Annotated in this window: 5 protein-coding genes; all 5 read left to right on the forward strand. The window is 66.7% G+C overall.

Going from position 1 to position 18250, the window contains the following annotated elements; translation table 11 throughout:
- Nucleotides 1-7 precede the first annotated feature (7 nt).
- The 5 genes from cyoE (at nt 8) to Q6A47_RS15580 (ending at nt 18112) form a co-directional block, all read left to right on the forward strand.
- A complete protein-coding gene (cyoE, locus tag Q6A47_RS15560) occupies nt 8-895 on the forward strand; it encodes a heme o synthase (protein WP_039575376.1) in 888 nt (295 codons plus the stop codon).
- A gap of 139 nt (nt 896-1034) precedes the next feature.
- Complete coding sequence (locus tag Q6A47_RS15565) at nt 1035-2162, forward strand: hypothetical protein (RefSeq protein WP_304484733.1); 1128 nt, start codon at nt 1035-1037, stop codon at nt 2160-2162.
- A 135-nt stretch (nt 2163-2297) separates the two neighbouring features.
- Nucleotides 2298-3494 (forward strand): alanine transaminase, encoded by a 1197-nt coding sequence (alaC, locus tag Q6A47_RS15570; RefSeq protein WP_029613083.1) that lies wholly within the window; start codon nt 2298-2300, stop codon nt 3492-3494.
- Between the two features lie 250 nt (nt 3495-3744).
- Nucleotides 3745-4128, forward strand: coding sequence for a YkgJ family cysteine cluster protein (locus Q6A47_RS15575; RefSeq protein ID WP_029613082.1), 384 nt, complete (start codon nt 3745-3747; stop codon nt 4126-4128).
- 265 nt (nt 4129-4393) lie between these two features.
- Nucleotides 4394-18112, forward strand: a complete 13719-nt coding sequence (locus tag Q6A47_RS15580) for an autotransporter-associated beta strand repeat-containing protein (protein ID WP_304484734.1) — start codon at nt 4394-4396, stop codon at nt 18110-18112.
- Nucleotides 18113-18250 lie beyond the last annotated feature (138 nt).

Raw genomic sequence — 18250 nt, forward strand, 5'->3', positions numbered from 1 at the left:
AGACTGCATGTCCGTGAAGCACTTTATCCAAATCACCAAACCGGGGATCATTTTCGGTAACGTGCTTTCCGTGGCGGGCGGTTTCTTCCTTGCCGCGAAGGGCCATGTGGACTTCGCCCTGTTCCTGGCCGTGGTGGTCGGTACTTCGCTGGTGGTCGCATCCGGTTGCGTGTTCAACAACTGCATCGACCGTGACATCGACCAGAAGATGGAACGTACCAAGAACCGCGTCATGGTCCAGGGCGGCATGTCGCTGCCCCTCGCGCTGATCTACGCCACCCTGCTCGGGGTGGCGGGTTTCAGCCTGCTGTACGTCCAGGCCAACCCGCTGTCGGCGTACTGCGCGCTGATCGGCTTCGTGGTCTACGTGGGCTTCTACAGCCTGTGGCTCAAGCGTAAATCGGTGCACGGCACCTTGGTTGGCAGCCTGTCCGGTGCCATGCCTCCGGTAATCGGCTATTGCGCCGTGAGCAACAGCTTCGACCTGGCAGCGGTCACGCTGCTGGTGATGTTCAGCCTGTGGCAGATGCCGCACAGCTTCGCCATCGCCATCTTCCGCTTCAAGGACTACAGCGCGGCCAACATTCCGGTCCTGCCGGTGGCCCGCGGTATCCTGGCAGCGAAGAAGCAGATCGTGCTGTACGTGCTGGCCTTCGTGCTCGCCACCGTCATGCTCACCCTCGGTGGCTATGCTGGCCTGGCTTACCTGGCCGTCGCCGCTGCCATGGGCCTGTACTGGCTGTACATGGCTTGGGGTGGTTACAAGGCCGAAGACGACAGCAAGTGGGCGCGCAAAGTGTTCGGCTTCTCCATCCTCACCGTCATGGCCTTGAGCCTGATGATGTCGGTGGACAGCCAGACCGCGACCGATGTGCTGATGACCTACGCTCGCTGAAACCGCTTCACGCTTCACTGAAAACCCGGCCTAGCGCCGGGTTTTTTCATGGTGCGCCCGAAACCCGGCAGATTTTCCGACTGCTGGCCTACGGTCGTACCGCATAGTTTCGATGCCCCAACCTTCTGGAGGCACCGAGATGAGTGCGTTCACCGTGTACTTCTGCGGCACCGGCTCCCATCGCTTCGATGACCGTAATCCCAATTTCTGGAACGGCGAACTGATCGCCACCCTGGCCAGCCATACCGGCGGCAGAGAGTTCGTCGACTGGATCGCGGTCGATGGTCCGGGCAGTGGCAATCTGCAGGACGATGCCTTGTTCGTCGATGACGGCGACCACCTCAAGGTGACAGGCACCCTGTTCGGCACAGGCTGGAACGAAAATGTGCAACATGCGTTGCAGGTCATCAAGGGCAAGAGCAACTGGGCACGGACCAAACTGACCGAGCAGCAATACGAGCATCTCAAGCAGGCCGGCATTCCGATTCCCGACGCCTCTGCCGCAGGTTCGTGGTTCTGGCGCACCTACGATTACGGCGAGCGTGCCGTGACCCCGCAGGCGTTGCAGGAACAGTTGATCAAGCAGATGCGCAAGCCATTGATTCCCAGCGTGGTCAATCTGGTGGGCTGGAGCCGTGGCGGGATCAGTTGCCATATGCTGGCCAATGCCATGGTTGCAGATCCGCAACTGCGCGACGTACCGGTCAACATCTTCGCCATTGATCCTGTCCCGGGTGTGGGGAACATCCAGGCTGATCGCGTGCAGTTGGGCGCGAACGTGAAGGAGTATGTCGGTTTCTACGCCCGTGACGAACGCTCCAAGGGCTTCGCCTGCGTGGTGCCGGTGACCGCGTTCGGCACGCGCATGAGCATCTTCCCGCTCCCCGGCCGGCATGCCACTCTGGTGGGCAATGCCTCCGCCGACGGCGCCAGTGCAGGCAAGGTGCTGCCCGAGCCGGGCATGATCGTCCGGCATTTCGCCGAAACCTGCCTCAAGCGCTGGGGCACCGCGTTGGACAAATGCCAGGGGCTCGATGACCAGGCGCTGGAGACCTGCCACCAGGCCATGGCCGCTGCCGACAGCCAGTACCTGGCGCTGCGTCAACAGTCCTACACGGCAATCACCGAAGGTAGCCAGCAGGAGCGCATCGTTCATCATGGCCTGAACCCGACCGAGTTCAGCAAGGTGGCCAACGAGGGCATGCAGACCAAGGAAGGGTTGGGCCTGCAGCAACTGACCTGCGACAGCTACCAGTCGCTGCACTGAATCATCGGGCGGGAGGGTTGCCTTCGGCAGCCCTCACTTTACAAAACATTACCGCTGCGCTTATCGTCTGCCTCGGCCACCGCAGTGGCCAACGTCGCTCGGACGGTTCCGGGCGCTTACGTCTTCGAGGAAATCATGGCCAACTCCGGTTCGCCGCGCCGCTTTGCGCGCATCGATCGTCTACCCCCCTACGTCTTCAACATCACTGCCGAACTCAAGATGGCTGCCCGTCGCCGTGGCGAGGACATCATCGACCTGAGCATGGGCAACCCCGACGGCGCCACCCCGCCGCACATCGTGCAGAAGCTGGTACAGGTCGCCCAGCGCGAAGACACTCACGGTTACTCCACCTCACGCGGCATTCCGCGCCTGCGCCGGGCCATTTCCAACTGGTACCGCGAACGCTACGAGGTCGAGATCGATCCGGACAGCGAAGCCATCGTCACCATCGGCTCGAAAGAAGGCCTGGCGCACCTGATGCTCGCCACCCTCGACCAGGGCGATACGGTGCTGGTACCCAACCCCAGCTACCCGATCCACATCTACGGTGCCGTGATTGCCGGCGCCCAGGTGCGTTCGGTGCCGCTGGTGCCGGGCGTGGACTTCTTCAATGAGCTGGAGCGGGCGATTCGCGAATCGATCCCCAAGCCGAAGATGATGATCCTGGGCTTCCCGTCCAATCCCACCGCGCAGTGCGTGGAGCTGGACTTCTTCGAGCGTGTGGTGGCCCTGGCCAAGCAGTACGACGTGCTGGTGGTTCACGACCTGGCCTATGCCGACATCGTCTACGACGGCTGGAAGGCGCCATCGATCATGCAGGTCCCCGGGGCCAAGGACATCGCGGTGGAGTTCTTCACCCTGTCCAAGAGCTACAACATGGCCGGCTGGCGGATCGGCTTCATGGTGGGTAATCCCGAGCTGGTCAATGCCCTGGCGCGCATCAAGAGTTACCACGACTACGGCACCTTCACGCCGCTGCAAGTGGCGGCGATCGCTGCCCTGGAAGGCGATCAGCAATGCGTGCGGGACATCGCCGAGCAGTACCGCCAGCGTCGCAACCTGCTGGTCAAGGGCCTGCATGAGCTGGGCTGGATGGTGGAAAACCCCAAGGCTTCGATGTACGTCTGGGCCAAGATCCCGGAAGCCTACGCACACCTGGGCTCGCTGGAATTCGCCAAGAAGCTGCTGGCCGAGGCCAAGGTCTGCGTGTCCCCTGGTATCGGTTTCGGGGAGTATGGCGACGATCATGTACGTTTTGCCCTGATCGAAAACCAGGACCGCATCCGCCAGGCCATCCGCGGCATCCGCCACATGTTCCGCGCCGGGAAGTAAGCGGCACGCGGCAAGCCGCAGCTGCAAGCGGCAAGCGGCAAGCGGCAAGCTGCAAGATAGAACTGCGTTGTCAGTGCCACCGCGATCTAGCTTGTAGCTTGTAGCTTGTAGCTTGTAGCTGGCGCTTAGCGCCTGGCGCGACCAGCGGCTGGTTTTTTTTGCGTGGGCCTCTGTTCAGGGGCGTGGGGTTGGATTACAAATGGCGGCGCGGGCGTCCGCTCGCTCCCCATAACCTCCCTTTCTGGCCATCATGTCCGAACAGAATCCTTGCCTGACCTGCGGCGCTTGCTGCGGCTACTTTCGTGTGTCCTTCTTCTGGGGTGAATGCCAATCCTCGGGCGGGTCGGTGCCCGACGATCTGGTGGTGCAAATCAACCCCACCCGCGTGGCGATGATCGGCACCGATGCCAAACCCTGCCGCTGCATCGGTCTGGAGGGGGAAATCGGCAACACAGTGGGCTGCACGCTCTACGAACAACGCTCCAGCCCGTGCCGCGAATTCGAGGCGTCCTGGGAGCATGGCACGCACAATCCGAGCTGCGACGCGGCCCGTGCCGCCTACGGTCTGCCACCGCTGACGCCGCCCGGCGCCAACGAGCCGCACTGGCCGGACGAGGGGGCCGAGGTGGCCTGATCCGCTCTCGGAACACCACCGTTCGTCGCTTGGATCCACTTTTGAAATCGCTGCAGCCCGCGTAATCCGGGCTGCCTAGACAAAGTATTAACCCGATTTGACCGTCCCTGTGCCGCGCCTGACTGCCTGTTCTGCGACCACACATTCCCCAACAAGGAAATTTGTCGCCAGGGTCAGGTGTTTCGTCGCGCGTGTGAAATCAACCGGCAACAGCGCTGTGCACGCATTCAAGGACTGAATCAGCTGATCCACGAAGGAGCTCTCCGTGGACAGAAGTCTCATCGCCGTTTCGCCCGCTCGTCTCTCGCACCTGTCATTGGCCGTAAGCCTCACCGTCGGCGGATTGCTGTTCGGTCTGACCAGCCAGTCGGCACTGGCCGCTTGTAGCCTCAGTGGGGGCGTGGTCACCTGCACCGGCGCGCTCAGTCCACTGGCCCCGGCCTATGCCAGCAGCGCGAACAATCTCACGGTCAACGTTCAGCAGGGCGCCAGCCTGGGTGTTGCGCTTGGCCTGCTCGGCACGGCGTTGAATCTGTCCGGCAGCAACATCACGCTGAACAACGCCGGCACGATTGACCCTTCGCTACTGGGCGCAGTCAGCCTGCTGAGCACCAGCACGCGCATCGGCAATGCCAACCCCAGCACCCTGGTGATCAACAACCTGGCCACCGGCGTGCTCAGAGGCACCGGGGGCGTTCTCGACGTCAACCTGGCCAATCTCAACGGCGCGGCGCTGGAGGTCACCAACGGTGCAGGCGGGAGCACCGTGATCAGCAATGCGGGGATCATCGGCTCTTCGGCACTCAGCGTCAGCGTGCTCAGCGAAGACACGCCCGTGGTCGCCGTCAGCGGCGGCGGCACGGTGAACATGACCAACACCGGCACCATCACCGGTCGCGCGGCGTTCCAGGCTTCCAGCAGCGGCAACACCTTCACCAACGTCGGCACCCTCAACGGCAGCCTGTCGATGGGTGCCGGCTCGACCAACCGTTTCAACGCCATCACCGGCTCCAGCGTCAACAAAGGCGGCGGCGCCGGCCTGCAATTGCTGGTAGTCAGCAATCCCAACCTGTCGTTCGCCGCCACCGGCACGGTCGATGGCGGCGCCGGCGGCAACAACACCCTCGCATTGCAGAACGCCGTGGGCGGCGGCAGCGGTACGGCCGGCAGTGGCACGATCGCGGCGGGCACCTACGTCAACTTCAACCGCCTGATCGTCGACAGCGGCACCTGGACCCTCGGTGGGCCGCTGCTGACCGGCAGCAGTTCGACCACGCTCAACGGCGGGCTGGTCAGCGTCGACGACTCCGCGGCCTTCGGTTCCGGCGCGATCACCGCCAACGGCGGGGCACTGCAAAGCGGCGGCGCTGGCGTGAACCTGAGCAATGCGCTGATCCTGGGCAGCAATGGCCTGACGGTTTCCGGCAGCAACCCCCTGGGTCTCAACGGCGTCCTGTCAGGTAGCGGTGCGCTGATCAAGAGCGGTGCCAGCCTGCTGACGCTGAGCGGTAACAACACCTTCAGCGGCGGCATCAACCTGACCGCTGGAGGCCTCGAACTGGGCAGCGCGGCGAGCCTGGGCGGCGGTGCGCTGAACGTGACCGGCGCGTCCCGATTGCAGGGCAGCGCGCCGCTGGTGCTGGCCAATGCCATGCAACTCAACGGCGCCGCACTCAACGTGACCGGCGCCAACGCCGTCACCTTGGGTGGCACGGTAAGCGGAACGGGAGCGCTGGTCAAAAGCGGCAGCGCCAGCCTGACCCTCAACGCCAGCAACACCTACACCGGTGGCACCACCCTCGGCGCAGGCACGCTGGTGTTGGGCAACGCAGGTGCCTTGGGCAGTGGTGCGTTGGGCCTGACCGGTAACGCGGCGTTGGATGCCAGCACTGCCATCAGCCTCGGCACCGCGATCAACCTGGCCGGCAACACCCTGACCCTGCCTGGCAGCAACGCCATGACCCTCACGGGCGCTATCGCTGGAACCGGTGGGCTGGTCAAGAACGGTGCGGCCAACCTGACCCTCAACGGCAACAACAGCTTCAGCGGCGGCACCACCGTCAATGGCGGCGCGTTGACCCTGGGCAACGGCAGTGCCTTGGGCAGCGGCGCCCTGAACCTGGGGGCGAGCCTGGTGCTCGACGCCGGTGCGGCGGTGAGCCTGGCCAACGCCATCAACCTCGGCGCCAGCACACTCGCGCTCGCCGGTTCCAGCGCCACCACCTTGGGCGGCGTGATCAGCGGCACGGGCGCGTTGGTGAAAAACGGTGCGGCCAACCTGACCCTCAACGGCAACAACAGCTTCAGCGGCGGCACCAGCGTCAATGGCGGCGCGTTGATTCTGGGCAACAGCACTGCGCTGGGCGGCGGCGCGCTGAACCTCGGGGCCAGCACACAGCTCGACACCAGCGCCGCACTGAACCTGAGCAATGCGATCAACCTCGGGAGCAACACGCTCGCGCTCGTCGGCAGCAACGCTGTGACCCTCGGTGGCGCCATCGGCGGCAGCGGGGCGCTGGTCAAGAATGGCGCGGCCGGCCTGACGCTCAACGGCAACAACAGCTATAGCGGTGGCACCACGCTCAACGCCGGTGTGCTGACCTTGGGCAGCAGTACCGCCCTGGGCACGGGCGCATTGACCCTTGGCGGCAACGCCGGTCTCGATGCCAGCGCAGCGCTCAGTGTGGCCAACGCTGTCGATCTGGGCAGCAACACTTTGAACGTGGCGGGCAGCAACGACCTGCGCCTGGACGGGACGATCGCCGGCACCGGGGCGTTGATCAAGAATGGCGCCGCCAACCTCACCCTCGGCGGCAGCAACACCTTCAGCGGCGGTCTGACGCTCAACACGGGCACCCTGACCTTGGCCAGTGCCGCCGCCCTGGGCAGCGGCGCGCTCACCGTCGGCGGCGCCGCCACCCTGGCCAACAGCACCGCGCTGAGCGTGAGCAACAACGTCAACCTCGACGCTAACTTGGCCTTGACCGGCAGCAACGACCTGACCTTGGCCGGCACCCTGAGCGGGGCCGGCGGCCTGGTCAAGAACGGCGCTGGCGCCCTTACCCTCAGTGGCGTCAATGCCCACACTGGCGCCACCACGCTCAACACCGGCACCCTGGTGCTCGGCAGTGCCGCCGCCCTGGGCAGCGGCGCCCTCAACGCCGCGGCCGGCACCACCTTGGACAGCACGGTGGCCGGGCTGAACCTCAGCAATTCGCTGAACCTGGGCGGCAACCTGAACCTGACCGGCCGCAACGACCTTGTCCTGAACGGCCTCCTGAGCGGCGCGGGCGGCTTGACCCAAAATGGCGCCAGCACCCTGACCCTCAACGGTGCCAACACCCAGGTCGGCGCCACCAACCTCAATGCCGGGCGCCTCGTGCTCGGCAACGATGCCGCGTTGGGCAGCGGTGTGCTCAATACCGCCGCGGGCACTCGCCTGGATACCCGCACGGCGGTCAACCTCGGCAATGCCGTCAACCTCGGCGGAGCCCTGACCGTCGATGGCAGCGCCGACCTCGGCTTTGCCGGCCTGGTCAGTGGCGCCGGCAGCCTGCTCAAGCAGGGCGCTGCGACCTTGACCCTGTCCGGCCCCAACGTTTACCTGGGCGGCACCACCCTCGCAGCGGGTGGCTTGGTGCTGGGCAATGGCGACGCGTTGGGGCTCGGCAATTTGACCGTCACCGGGGCTGGAAGCCTGGATAACACGGTGGCGCTGTCGGTCGCCAACGCGGTCACCCTCGACGCCGACCTGACCCTGCTCGGCAGCAACGACCTGCGTCTGGACGGTGTGATCGACGGTACCGGTCGCCTGGTCAAGAACGGTGTCGGCACCCTCGCGCTCGGCGCACCGAACACCTTCATCGGCGGCACGCTGCTCAATGCCGGAACCTTGCTTTTGGACAACGCCAGCGCCATGGGCAGTGGCGCATTGAACGTCGGCGGCACGGCCACGCTGGATACCGCAGCGGCGCTCAACCTGGGCAACGACATCGCGCTGAATGCCGACCTTACCCTCGCTGGCAGCAATGCCCTGGACCTGTCCGGTGTGATCAGCGGGGCAGGGCAGTTGATCAAGAACGGCGCGACCACGCTCACCTTGAACGGCGCGAACAGCTACGCTGGCGGCACCACGCTCAATGCCGGGGCTCTGGTGGTGGGCAACGGCGCCGCCTTGGGCAGCGGTGCCCTCAACGTTGCCGGTGCGACGCGCCTGGACAACAGCACGTCGCTCACACTGGGCAACGCCATTACGCTCAATGCCGACCTGACCTTGGGCGGCAGCAACGACCTCGGCCTGGCAGGCGCCATCAGCGGCAGCGGCGGTCTGGTCAAGAATGGTCCAGCCAACCTCACCCTCAGCGGCAACAATAGCTTCACTGGCGTGGTCGATCTGCTCGGCGGCACCCTCACCAGTGCAACGGCGACGGCACTGGGCAACGCCTCGGCGGTGAACGTCGGTGCCGGCGCCAGTCTCGCGCTCGGCGCCAGCACGGCCGTGGGTGGGCTCAACGGAGCGGGAGCAGTCAACCTCGGTGCGGGCAGCGACCTGAGCGTCGGTGGCAATGGCCTGGACAGCCTCTTCAGCGGCGCCTTGAGCGGCAGCGGCGGGCTGATCAAGCAAGGCCCCGGCACCCTGCAACTCACCGGCAGTAACGGGCTGACCGGCGCCACCACGGTCAACGCCGGGCTGCTTGAGGTCACCGGCTCGCTGGCCAGCGTCTCCGTGCAGGTCAATGCGGGCGCCAGCCTCGGTGGTGGCGGCAGCCTGCCGGGCGCGGTGGATATTGCCGATGGCGCGCACCTGCTGGCCAACAGCGGCAGCACCCTGAGCACCGGCGCGCTGACCCTGCACAGCGGTTCGATCCTCGATTTCGGCCTCGGCGCGCCGGTCAGCGGCAGCAACGCACTGGTCAGCGTCAACGGCAACCTCACCCTAGACGGCACCCTCAACGTCACCGACCTTGGCGGGTTCGGCACCGGTATCTACCGCCTGTTCGACTACACCGGCGCACTGCTCGACAACGGCCTGGCCTTGGGCACCTTGCCCGGCAGCGTGATGCCGAGCGACCTGCAAGTGCAGACGTCGGTCGGCGCGCAAGTCAACCTGTTGGTCGGCGGCGCGGCTGGTGGCGTGCAGTTCTGGGACGGTCTCGAGACGCTGGCCAACGGTTCCATCGACGGCGGCAGCGGCACCTGGGACGTCAGCACCGGCAACTGGACCAACCTCGCCGGTACGCTCAACAGTGCCTGGGGCGGCGAGTTCGCGGTGTTCCAGGGCGCAGCGGGCGAAGTCACCCTGGTCGGTACCCAAGCGGCCAGCGGCATGCAGTTCGTCACCGATGGCTACCGCCTGATCGGCAGCGGCGGGCTGGAGCTGGTCAACGCCGCCAACGGCGCGTTCGCCGTGCGGGTCGATCCCGGCGTGAACGCCACGCTGGAAGTCGATCTTTCGGGCAGCGGCCGACTGGCCAAGCTCGACCGCGGCACGCTGGTGCTCGGCGGGGTCAACAGCTACACCGGTGGCACCTTGCTGCAAGGCGGCCGGATCGTGCTCGGCAACGACCGCGCGCTCGGTGGCGGCGCGGTCACGACCGCAGGCGGCACGGCGCTGGACAGCCGCACGGCGGTCACCCTTGGCAACGACTTCGCTCTCGGCGGCGCGCTGACCTTGGACGGCAGCGCCGACCTTGGCCTGGTCGGCGTGATCCAGGGCGCCGGCAGCCTGGTCAAGAATGGCGCTGGCACGCTGACCCTCGGCAACGCCAACCGCTACAGCGGCGGCACCACCTTGAATGCCGGTAGCCTCGTGGTGGGCAGCGATCTGGCGCTGGGCAGCGGTAGCCTGACCGTGGGCGGTGCGTCCAGCCTCGTGGCGCCTGGCCAGATCGCACTGGCCAACGCAGTGACCCTCAACGCCAACCTGACCTTGCCCGGCACGGGCGACCTGCGTCTGGATGGCACGCTCAGTGGCAGCGCTGGGCTGATCAAGAATGGCAGCGGCTCGCTCGTCCTTTCCGGGAGCAACAGCTATCAGGGCGGCACGCGTCTGGACGCGGGCACGCTGCAGGTCGGCAGTGATGCCGCGCTGGGCAGCGGTACGCTCACGGCAGCGGCGGGCACCACCCTGTCGGCGACTGCTCAAGTGAACCTGGCCAACACCCTCGAACTGCTGGGCGATCTGACCTTGGTCAGCGCGCAGGACCTGGCGCTCAACGGCAGCGTCGGCGGCGCAGGCGGCCTGACCAAGACTGGAAGCGGCACCTTGACCCTGGGCGGCGGCAATACCTATCAAGGCGATACCAACCTGGCCGGCGGCACCCTGCTGCTGGAGAGCGACACGGCGCTCGGCCTGGGTGCACTGAACACCGCCGACGGCACTCAGCTCGACAGCCGCGTGGCCGTCAACCTCGACAACGCCGTCAACCTGGCGGGCACGCTGGCGCTCCTCGGCAGCAACGACCTCAGTCTCTCCGGGCCGATCACTGGCCTCGGCGGCCTGAGCAAGGCCGGACCGGGCAACCTCACCCTTGCGGGCGCCAACACCTTCGACGGTGGCGCGGTCCTCGGCGCGGGCAGCCTGACGCTGGGCGACGATGCAGCGTTGGGCAACGGTGCGTTGTCGGTCATCGGCGACGGCACGCTGTCCGGCACCACCGCGCTGCAAATCGCCAATGCCATCGGCCTGGCCGGTGGCGCCAACCTGACCCTCGACGTCGGCCAGGACCTGGCCCTGTCGGGCGCGATCAGCGGTGACGGCACCCTCACCAAGCAGGGCAGCGGGCAACTGCAACTCGCGGGCGATAACCGCTTCACCGGCGGCACGCTGCTGCAAGCCGGCAGCCTGTTGCTGGGCACCGCCAATGCCTTGGGCAGCGGTGCGTTGAGCGTGCTCGACGATGCCGTGCTGGACATCAGCCAGGCGCTGACGGTGAGCAATGCGATCAACCTGACCAGCGGTAACCTGACCCTCGGTGGCGCGCAGGATCTGGTGCTCGACGGCGTGATCGCAGGTGGCGGTGCGCTGGTCAAGAATGGCGGCGCCAGCCTGACCCTCGCAGGCGCCAACACCTTCGGGGGCGCCACCCAACTCAACGGTGGCACGCTGATCGTCGGCAACGACAGCGCCCTGGGCAGCGGGTCGCTGATCGCGGCCGACGGCACCGCGCTCGATGCCAACACCGACACTCGTCTGGCCAACAACCTGACAGTGGGTGGCGTACTCACCCTGCCAGGCTCTGCCGACTTCACCTTGAACGGTGTGATCGACGGCGCCGGCGGTCTGAACAAGTCGGGTGCCAGCACCCTGATCCTCAACGGCGCCAATACGTATCTGGGGGGCACCACGCTGGGCGCCGGCCAGTTGGTGGTCGGCGACGACAGTGCCTTGGGCCTGGGCGGTCTCACCGTCGCCGGCGCTTCGATCTTGAGCAGTGGTAGCGCCGCCACCACACTGGCCAACGATGTGGCACTCGATGCCGACCTGAGCGTCGTGGGCAGCAACGACCTGACCTTGAATGGCGTGGTAAACGGCGCCGGCGCCCTGGTCAAGCAAGGCGACGGCAACCTGACCCTCTCCGCCAGCAATGGCTACCAAGGCGGCACTCAGCTCGAAGCCGGGCGCCTGACCCTCGGCAATGGTGGCGCGCTGGGCAGCGGGCCTCTGGTCGTGACCGGTGATGCCACGCTCGGCACTGCAGCGCCGCTGACCCTGGGCAGTCTTGTCGCCCTGAGCAATGGCGCCACGCTCACGCTCGATGCCGACAACGCGCTGGTCCTCACGGGCGACCTGAGCGGCACCGGCAACCTGATCAAGACTGGCGCCGACGACGTGACCCTGGTGGGCGGCAAGACGTTCACCGGCAACGTCGCCGTGCAGGCCGGTTCGCTCACCACACAGGGCAACGGCGTGTTGGCCAATGTCGGCACTCTGGACCTCGCTGCCGGTGGGCAGTTGAACCTCAACGGCGACGCCAGCCTCGGCGCGCTGAGTGGCAGTGGTCAGGCCAACCTCGGCAGCGGCGCCACCCTGAGCCTTGGCAGCAATGATCTCGACACGGCGTTCGCCGGGGCGCTGAACGGGCTCGGCAGCCTGGCCAAGGTCGGTAATGGGCGGCTGATCCTGAGTGGCGTCAGCGCCTTGGGCGGCAACACCCAGGTCAATGGCGGCACCTTGCAGGTCGATGGCACGCTATCCAGCGCCGGGCTTAACGTTGCCAGCGGCGCCAGCTTGAGCGGCAGCGGCACGGTTGCGGCGCCGGTCGGCATCGGTGCGAGCGGGCGCTTGATCGGCAACAGCGGCAGCACCCTGGGCCTTGGCTCACTGGTGCTGGACAACGCGGCCAACGTCGATGTCGGGCTGGCCACGCCGAGCATCAACAGCGCGGCGCTGTTCGCCGTGGGCGGGGACCTGACCTTGGGCGGTACGCTGAACATCAGCGACATCGGCGGCTTCGGCAACGGTGTGTACCGGCTGTTCGACTACGGCGGCGTGCTCACCGACAACGGCCTGGCCTTCGGCAACCTGCCGCTGGGCGTGGCGCTGGGTAACCTGGCGCTACAGACCGCGCTGGTCAATCAGGTCAACCTGCTGGTCAGCGGCAGCGGCTTGAACATCCTGTTCTGGAACGGCAGCCAGACCCAAGCCAGCGGCCAGATCGAAGGCGGGGCCGGGGTGTGGAACGCGAGCACGACCAACTGGACCGACTTCGACGGCACCGTCAACAGCACCTGGGGCGACACCTTCGCGGTGTTCCAGGGCACGTCGGGCGATGTCAGTGTCGAAGGCAACCAGCGCGTCACCGGCCTGCAGTTCGCTGCCGACGGTTACCGCGTGATCGACGGCAGCGCCGGTCAGTTGGAGCTGATCGACGGCGAACGCGGTGACACGCCGGTGCGGGTGGATCGCGGCGTGACGGCGACGCTCGACCTGCCGCTGGTGGGCAGCGGCAGGCTGACCAAACTCGACAGCGGCACCCTGGTGCTCGGTGGCAGCAACCGCTACAGCGGCGGCACCCAGCTCGGTGGCGGCATGCTGGTGCTGGGCAGCGACTCGGCGTTGGGCAGCGGTGCGCTGGATACCGTCGCCGGTACCACGCTGGATGCCAATCAAGCGGTGAACATCGGCAACGCAATCAACCTGACCGGGCCACTCACCGTGGCCGGTAGCAATGACTTGACCCTGAGCGGCACCGTCGCCGGGGCCGGCAGCCTGGTCAAGGCGGGCGATGCGGCGCTGGCGCTCTCCGGCGACAACCGCTATGCCGGTGGCACCTCGCTGCAAGGCGGCACCTTGGTGGTGGGCGCCGACACTGCGCTGGGCAGCGGCGTGCTGAGCACGGCTGACGGCACGAGCCTGGACAGCAGTCAGGCGGTCACGCTGGCCAACGCCGTCAACCTGGCCGGCGACCTCACCGTGCTCGGCGGCAACGACCTGGCCCTGGGCGGTCCGGTCAGCGGCGCGGGGCGTGTGTTCAAGGCCGGCTTCGCGCGTTTCAGCCTGCTGGGCGCCAACCGCTTCAGCGGCGGCACCGAACTGCGCAGCGGCACCCTGGTGGTGGGTAACGATGCCGCCCTCGGCACCGGCTCACTGGACGTCACCGGTGCGGCCAGCCTGGACAGCAGCCAAGCGGTCAGACTGGCCAATCCGGTCAACGTCAGCGGTACGCTCGACGTCGAAGGCAGCAACGATCTGCAACTGGCCGGCGTGCTCAGCGGCAACGGCGTGCTGAACAAGAACGGCGCCGCCGACCTGACCCTGTCGGGCAACAACACCTTCAGCGGTATCCTCAACATCCTCTCCGGCAGCCTCAGTACCCTGGGCACCACCGCCCTCGGCACTCAGAGCGCGCTCAATGTCAGCAGCGGCGCCCGGCTCAACCTCGACGGCAGCACTACCCTGGGCGACATCGGCGGCACCGGGGCGATCCAGATCGCCCAGGGCAACAGCTTGAACGTGCAGGGCGGTGTATTCGATGGCCAGATCAGCGGCACCGGCACCCTGAACAAACTGAGCGTGCGTCGCCTGGCACTCACCCGCGTCAACACCCATGTGGGCGATACCAACGTGCAAGCCGGCGAACTGCAAGTGGACGGCTCGCTGGACAGCGGCAACGTGACCGTGGCCAGTGGCGCGACCCTGTCGGGCAGCGGCAACCTCGGTGGCGCGGTGTCGGTGAGCAATGGGGCGACGCTGTCCACCGTGACCGGCTCGACCTTGCAAGTGGGCAGCCTGAGCCTGGAGCCTGATGCGGTGGTGACGGCGCAGCTCGGGGCACCGGACCCTGACGGTCAGCCGCTGGTCCAGGTGGCCAACGACCTCACCCTGCATGGCACGCTGAACGTGGTCGACATCGGCGGCTTCGGTGCCGGCGTGCATCGGCTGTTCCTGTATGGCGGCGCCTTCACTGACAACGGCATCAGCATCGGCAGCACGCCGCTGCCCGATGTTCAGGTGGCGCTGCAAGCGAGCGTGCCCAACCAGGTCAACCTGGTGGTGGGCGGTGCCAGCAACGTGCTGTTCTGGGATGGCACCGACATCACCGGCAATGGCCAGATCGACGGCGGCAACGGCACCTGGGACGCCGTCAGCCGCAACTGGACCGATGCCAACGGCGCGGTCAACAACGCCTGGAACAGCACTTTCGCCGTGTTCCAAGGCCCGGCGGGCACCGTCACCCTCGATGGCAGCCAGGCGATCACCGGCCTGCAGTTCATGACCGACGGCTATTCGCTGCAAAGCGCGGGCACGGGTGAACTGCAGACCAGCGGCACCACCAACGTGCGCGTCGACAGCGGCGCCACCGCCACGGTCGGCGTGCCGATCAACGGCACCGGTCTTCTGGCCAAGCAGGATGGCGGCACGCTGGTGCTCAATACGGCCAACGGCTACAGCGGCGGCACCGCGCTCAATCGCGGCGCTTTGGTGGTGGGCAACGACGGCGCCCTGGGCAGTGGCCTGCTTACCGCCGCAGCGGGCACCCTGCTGGACAGCAACACGGCGGTCAGCCTGGCCAATACCGTGCTGCTCGAAGGCGCCTTGACCCTCGGCGGCAGCGCGGCGCTGACCTTGGCGGGTAGCGTCAGCGGCGAGGGCGGCCTGATCAAGAACGGCGCTGCGCCACTCACCCTCACCGGTAGCAACGTGTACAGCGGCGGCACCCAGATCAACGGCGGCAGCCTGATCGGCAACAGCAACAGCCTGCAAGGCGCGATCCTCAACAATGCCGCGTTGACCTTCGAGCAGGCAGCCGACGGCCGCTACACCGGCAATCTCACTGGCAGCGGCACCCTGAGCAAGAACGGCAGCGGCGAGCTGCTGCTCACAGGCAACAATGGCCTGACCGGTACTACTTCGGTGAATGCCGGCAGCCTGCGTGTCGACGGTCGCCTGGACAGCGCCAGGGTGCAGGTCGCCCGCGGCGCGCGACTGGGCGGCAGTGGCGTCTACGCCGGGCAGGTGCGGCTCGCCGACGGCGCCAGCCTGGTGGCCGGACAGAGCAGCACGCCGCTGACCCTGGGCGGGCTCGAACTGGCGTCCGGCAGCACCCTGGACTTCGCCTTGGGCGCTCCGGATGCCGCCAGCACGGTGGTCAAGGTCGAGGGCAACCTGGTGCTCGACGGCACCTTGAATGTCACCGATGTCGGTGGATTCTCAACCGGCGTCTATCGACTGTTCAGCTACGGCGGGGCGCTGACCGACAACGGCCTGGCCTTCGGCGCCGTGCCGGGCAGCGTGGCCCTGGGCGACCTGGCGTTGCAGACCGCCATCGCCCGGCAGATCAACCTGGTGGTGCAGCGTGCGGGTGATCCGGTGCAGTTCTGGAACGGTAACCAGACCAACCCCGACGGCAGCATCGGCGGCGGCAGTGGCACCTGGGGGCCGAACACCAACTGGACCAATGCCAACGGCACCACAGGTGAAACCTGGAGCGATGCCTACGCCGTGTTCGGTGGTCAGCCCGGCACCGTCACCGTGGTCGGCAACCCGTCATTCAGCGGCCTGCAATTCCTCAGCGATGGCTACCAACTGGTGCCGGGTGCCGAGGGCAGCCTGACGCCGGTCAATGGCGCCGACGGCAGCCTGGCGCCAGTGCGTGTCGATGCCGGTGCCAGCGCCGAGATCAGTGTGCCGCTGGTGGGCAGCGGCGGTATCGAGAAGCTCGATGCCGGCACCTTGGTGCTCAGTGGCGCCAACCGCTACACCGGCGGCACCCTGGTCAGTGGCGGCACGCTGTTAGGCAACACCAGCAGCCTGCAGGGCACGCTGACCAACAACGCCAACCTGGTGTTCGCGCAAGCCAACGACGGCACCTTCAACGGCGTGTTGCGCGGCACCGGCACCACCATCAAGCGTGGCTTCGGTCGTCTGTTGCTGCTGGGCAATCATCCCTTCAGCGGGCTGTTCAACGTCGATCAGGGCACGCTGCAAGTGGGCGATGCCGCCAACCCGCGCAGTCTACTGGCCGCGCGTGTGAACGTGGCCAACGGTGCCGGCCTGACCGGCAATGGCACGCTAGGCAGCCTGGTCAACCACGGCACGGTGCTGCCGGGGCCGGCGGGCAACCTGAATGTCAGCGGCGACTTCACCAATGCCAGCGACGGCAACCTGGTCATCGACCTGGGGACTGCACCGGTGAACTACCTCAACGTGGGCGGCACCGCCAACTTGGGCGGCAGCCTCACCGTGGCCAATTTGTCCGGTGGCAATGGTCGCTACACGCTGTTGTCTGCCGACGGCGGTATCAATGGCGTGTTCGCCAGCAACAACCTGATGAACTCGGCGTTCCTCACCAGTTCGCTGGACTACGGCACTAACCAAGTGACCCTGTCGGTGAGCCGCAACGACACCTCGCTCGCCGAGGTTGCGGTGTCCGGCAACCAGCGCGGCGTGGCCACTGCGCTAGAGAGCGCTGGGGTGCCGAACGTGCTGCGCGATGAAATCCTGCCGCTGGACCGGCCTTCGGCACAGGCGGCGTTCGACAGCCTGTCCGGCGAGATCCACGCCAGCACCGCCACGGTGTTGATCGAGGACACCCGCCACGTGCGCGAGGCGCTCAACGACCGCCTGCGCCAGGCCGATTGCAGCCGTGCCGACGATCCACGTCGCACCCTGGCCCCGACCGCCAATCAGCAATTGACCAGCGAAGGTTGCCAGGGTCAGCCGGTCGGCTGGATTCGCGCCATTGGCGCCTGGGGCGACTACGACGGCAGCGCCAACCATGCCAGCGTCGACCGCGACCTGTCCGGTTTCATGCTCGGGGTCGATCGTGCCCTGGACGATCAGTGGAAAGTGGGCATCGCGGCGGGCTACACCCGTAGCAGCATCGATGCGAAGCGCCGCCGTTCGGACGCCAGCGTCGACAGCTACCACCTGGCGACCTACCTGGGTTACCAGATGGACGCCTTCGCTGCGCGTCTGGGGGCCAGCTACACCTGGCATGACATCGACACCAAGCGCGATGTGCAGGCGGGCGCTTACGACGATCGCCTGAAGGCGAAGTACAAGGCGCGCACCGCGCAGGTGTTCGGCGAGGTGGGCTACGCCCTGGACGCGGGCGGTATCGCGGTAGAGCCATTCGCCGGACTGGCCTATGTCAACCACGACAGCGACAGTGCGCGGGAGAAGGGCGGGGCGGGGCGTTTGAAAGCCAAGGTCGATCAGGACGTGACCTTCTCCACGGTGGGTGTGCGCGTCGGTAAGCGCATCACGTTGGACAACGGCAGTGAGGTCACCCCACGGCTTTCGGTCGGTTGGCGACATGCCTTCGGTGATACCCAGCCCGAGGCCAAGTCGCGCTTCATCGGCGGGGGTGCGAGTTTCGGCAGTGAAGGCGTGGCGATCGCGCGCAACGCGGCGGTGGTGGAGGCTGGCCTCGACGTGGCTGTGGGCGAGAGCGGCAAGTTGGGCGTGGGGTATTCGGGGCAATTGTCCAATCAGGGCCGCGACCACGGTGTGGTGGTGAGTTTCAGCATGGGCTTCTGAACGGGGTGTCGTTGCGCCTGGCAGAGCTCGGGCAGTGGTGGTGTGTGGGAGCGGTCGTGCAAGGCTCCAGGAACAGGTCAACAGGAGGCCGCGCCCACGGTTACATCGACTTACTTTCATCACGCCACTGACGCTAGA

The sequence above is a fragment of the Pseudomonas boreofloridensis genome (assembly GCF_030580795.1).
Classification (GTDB): domain Bacteria; phylum Pseudomonadota; class Gammaproteobacteria; order Pseudomonadales; family Pseudomonadaceae; genus Aquipseudomonas; species Aquipseudomonas boreofloridensis.

Excerpts from the sequence above, each read along its gene's own strand:
- cyoE (WP_039575376.1), top strand. The coding sequence starts at position 8 with ATGTCCGTGAAGCACTTTATCCAAATCACCAAACCGGGGATCATTTTC.
- alaC (WP_029613083.1), top strand. The coding sequence starts at position 2,298 with ATGGCCAACTCCGGTTCGCCGCGCCGCTTTGCGCGCATCGATCGTCTA.
- Q6A47_RS15575 (WP_029613082.1), top strand. The coding sequence starts at position 3,745 with ATGTCCGAACAGAATCCTTGCCTGACCTGCGGCGCTTGCTGCGGCTAC.
- Q6A47_RS15565 (WP_304484733.1), top strand. The coding sequence starts at position 1,035 with ATGAGTGCGTTCACCGTGTACTTCTGCGGCACCGGCTCCCATCGCTTC.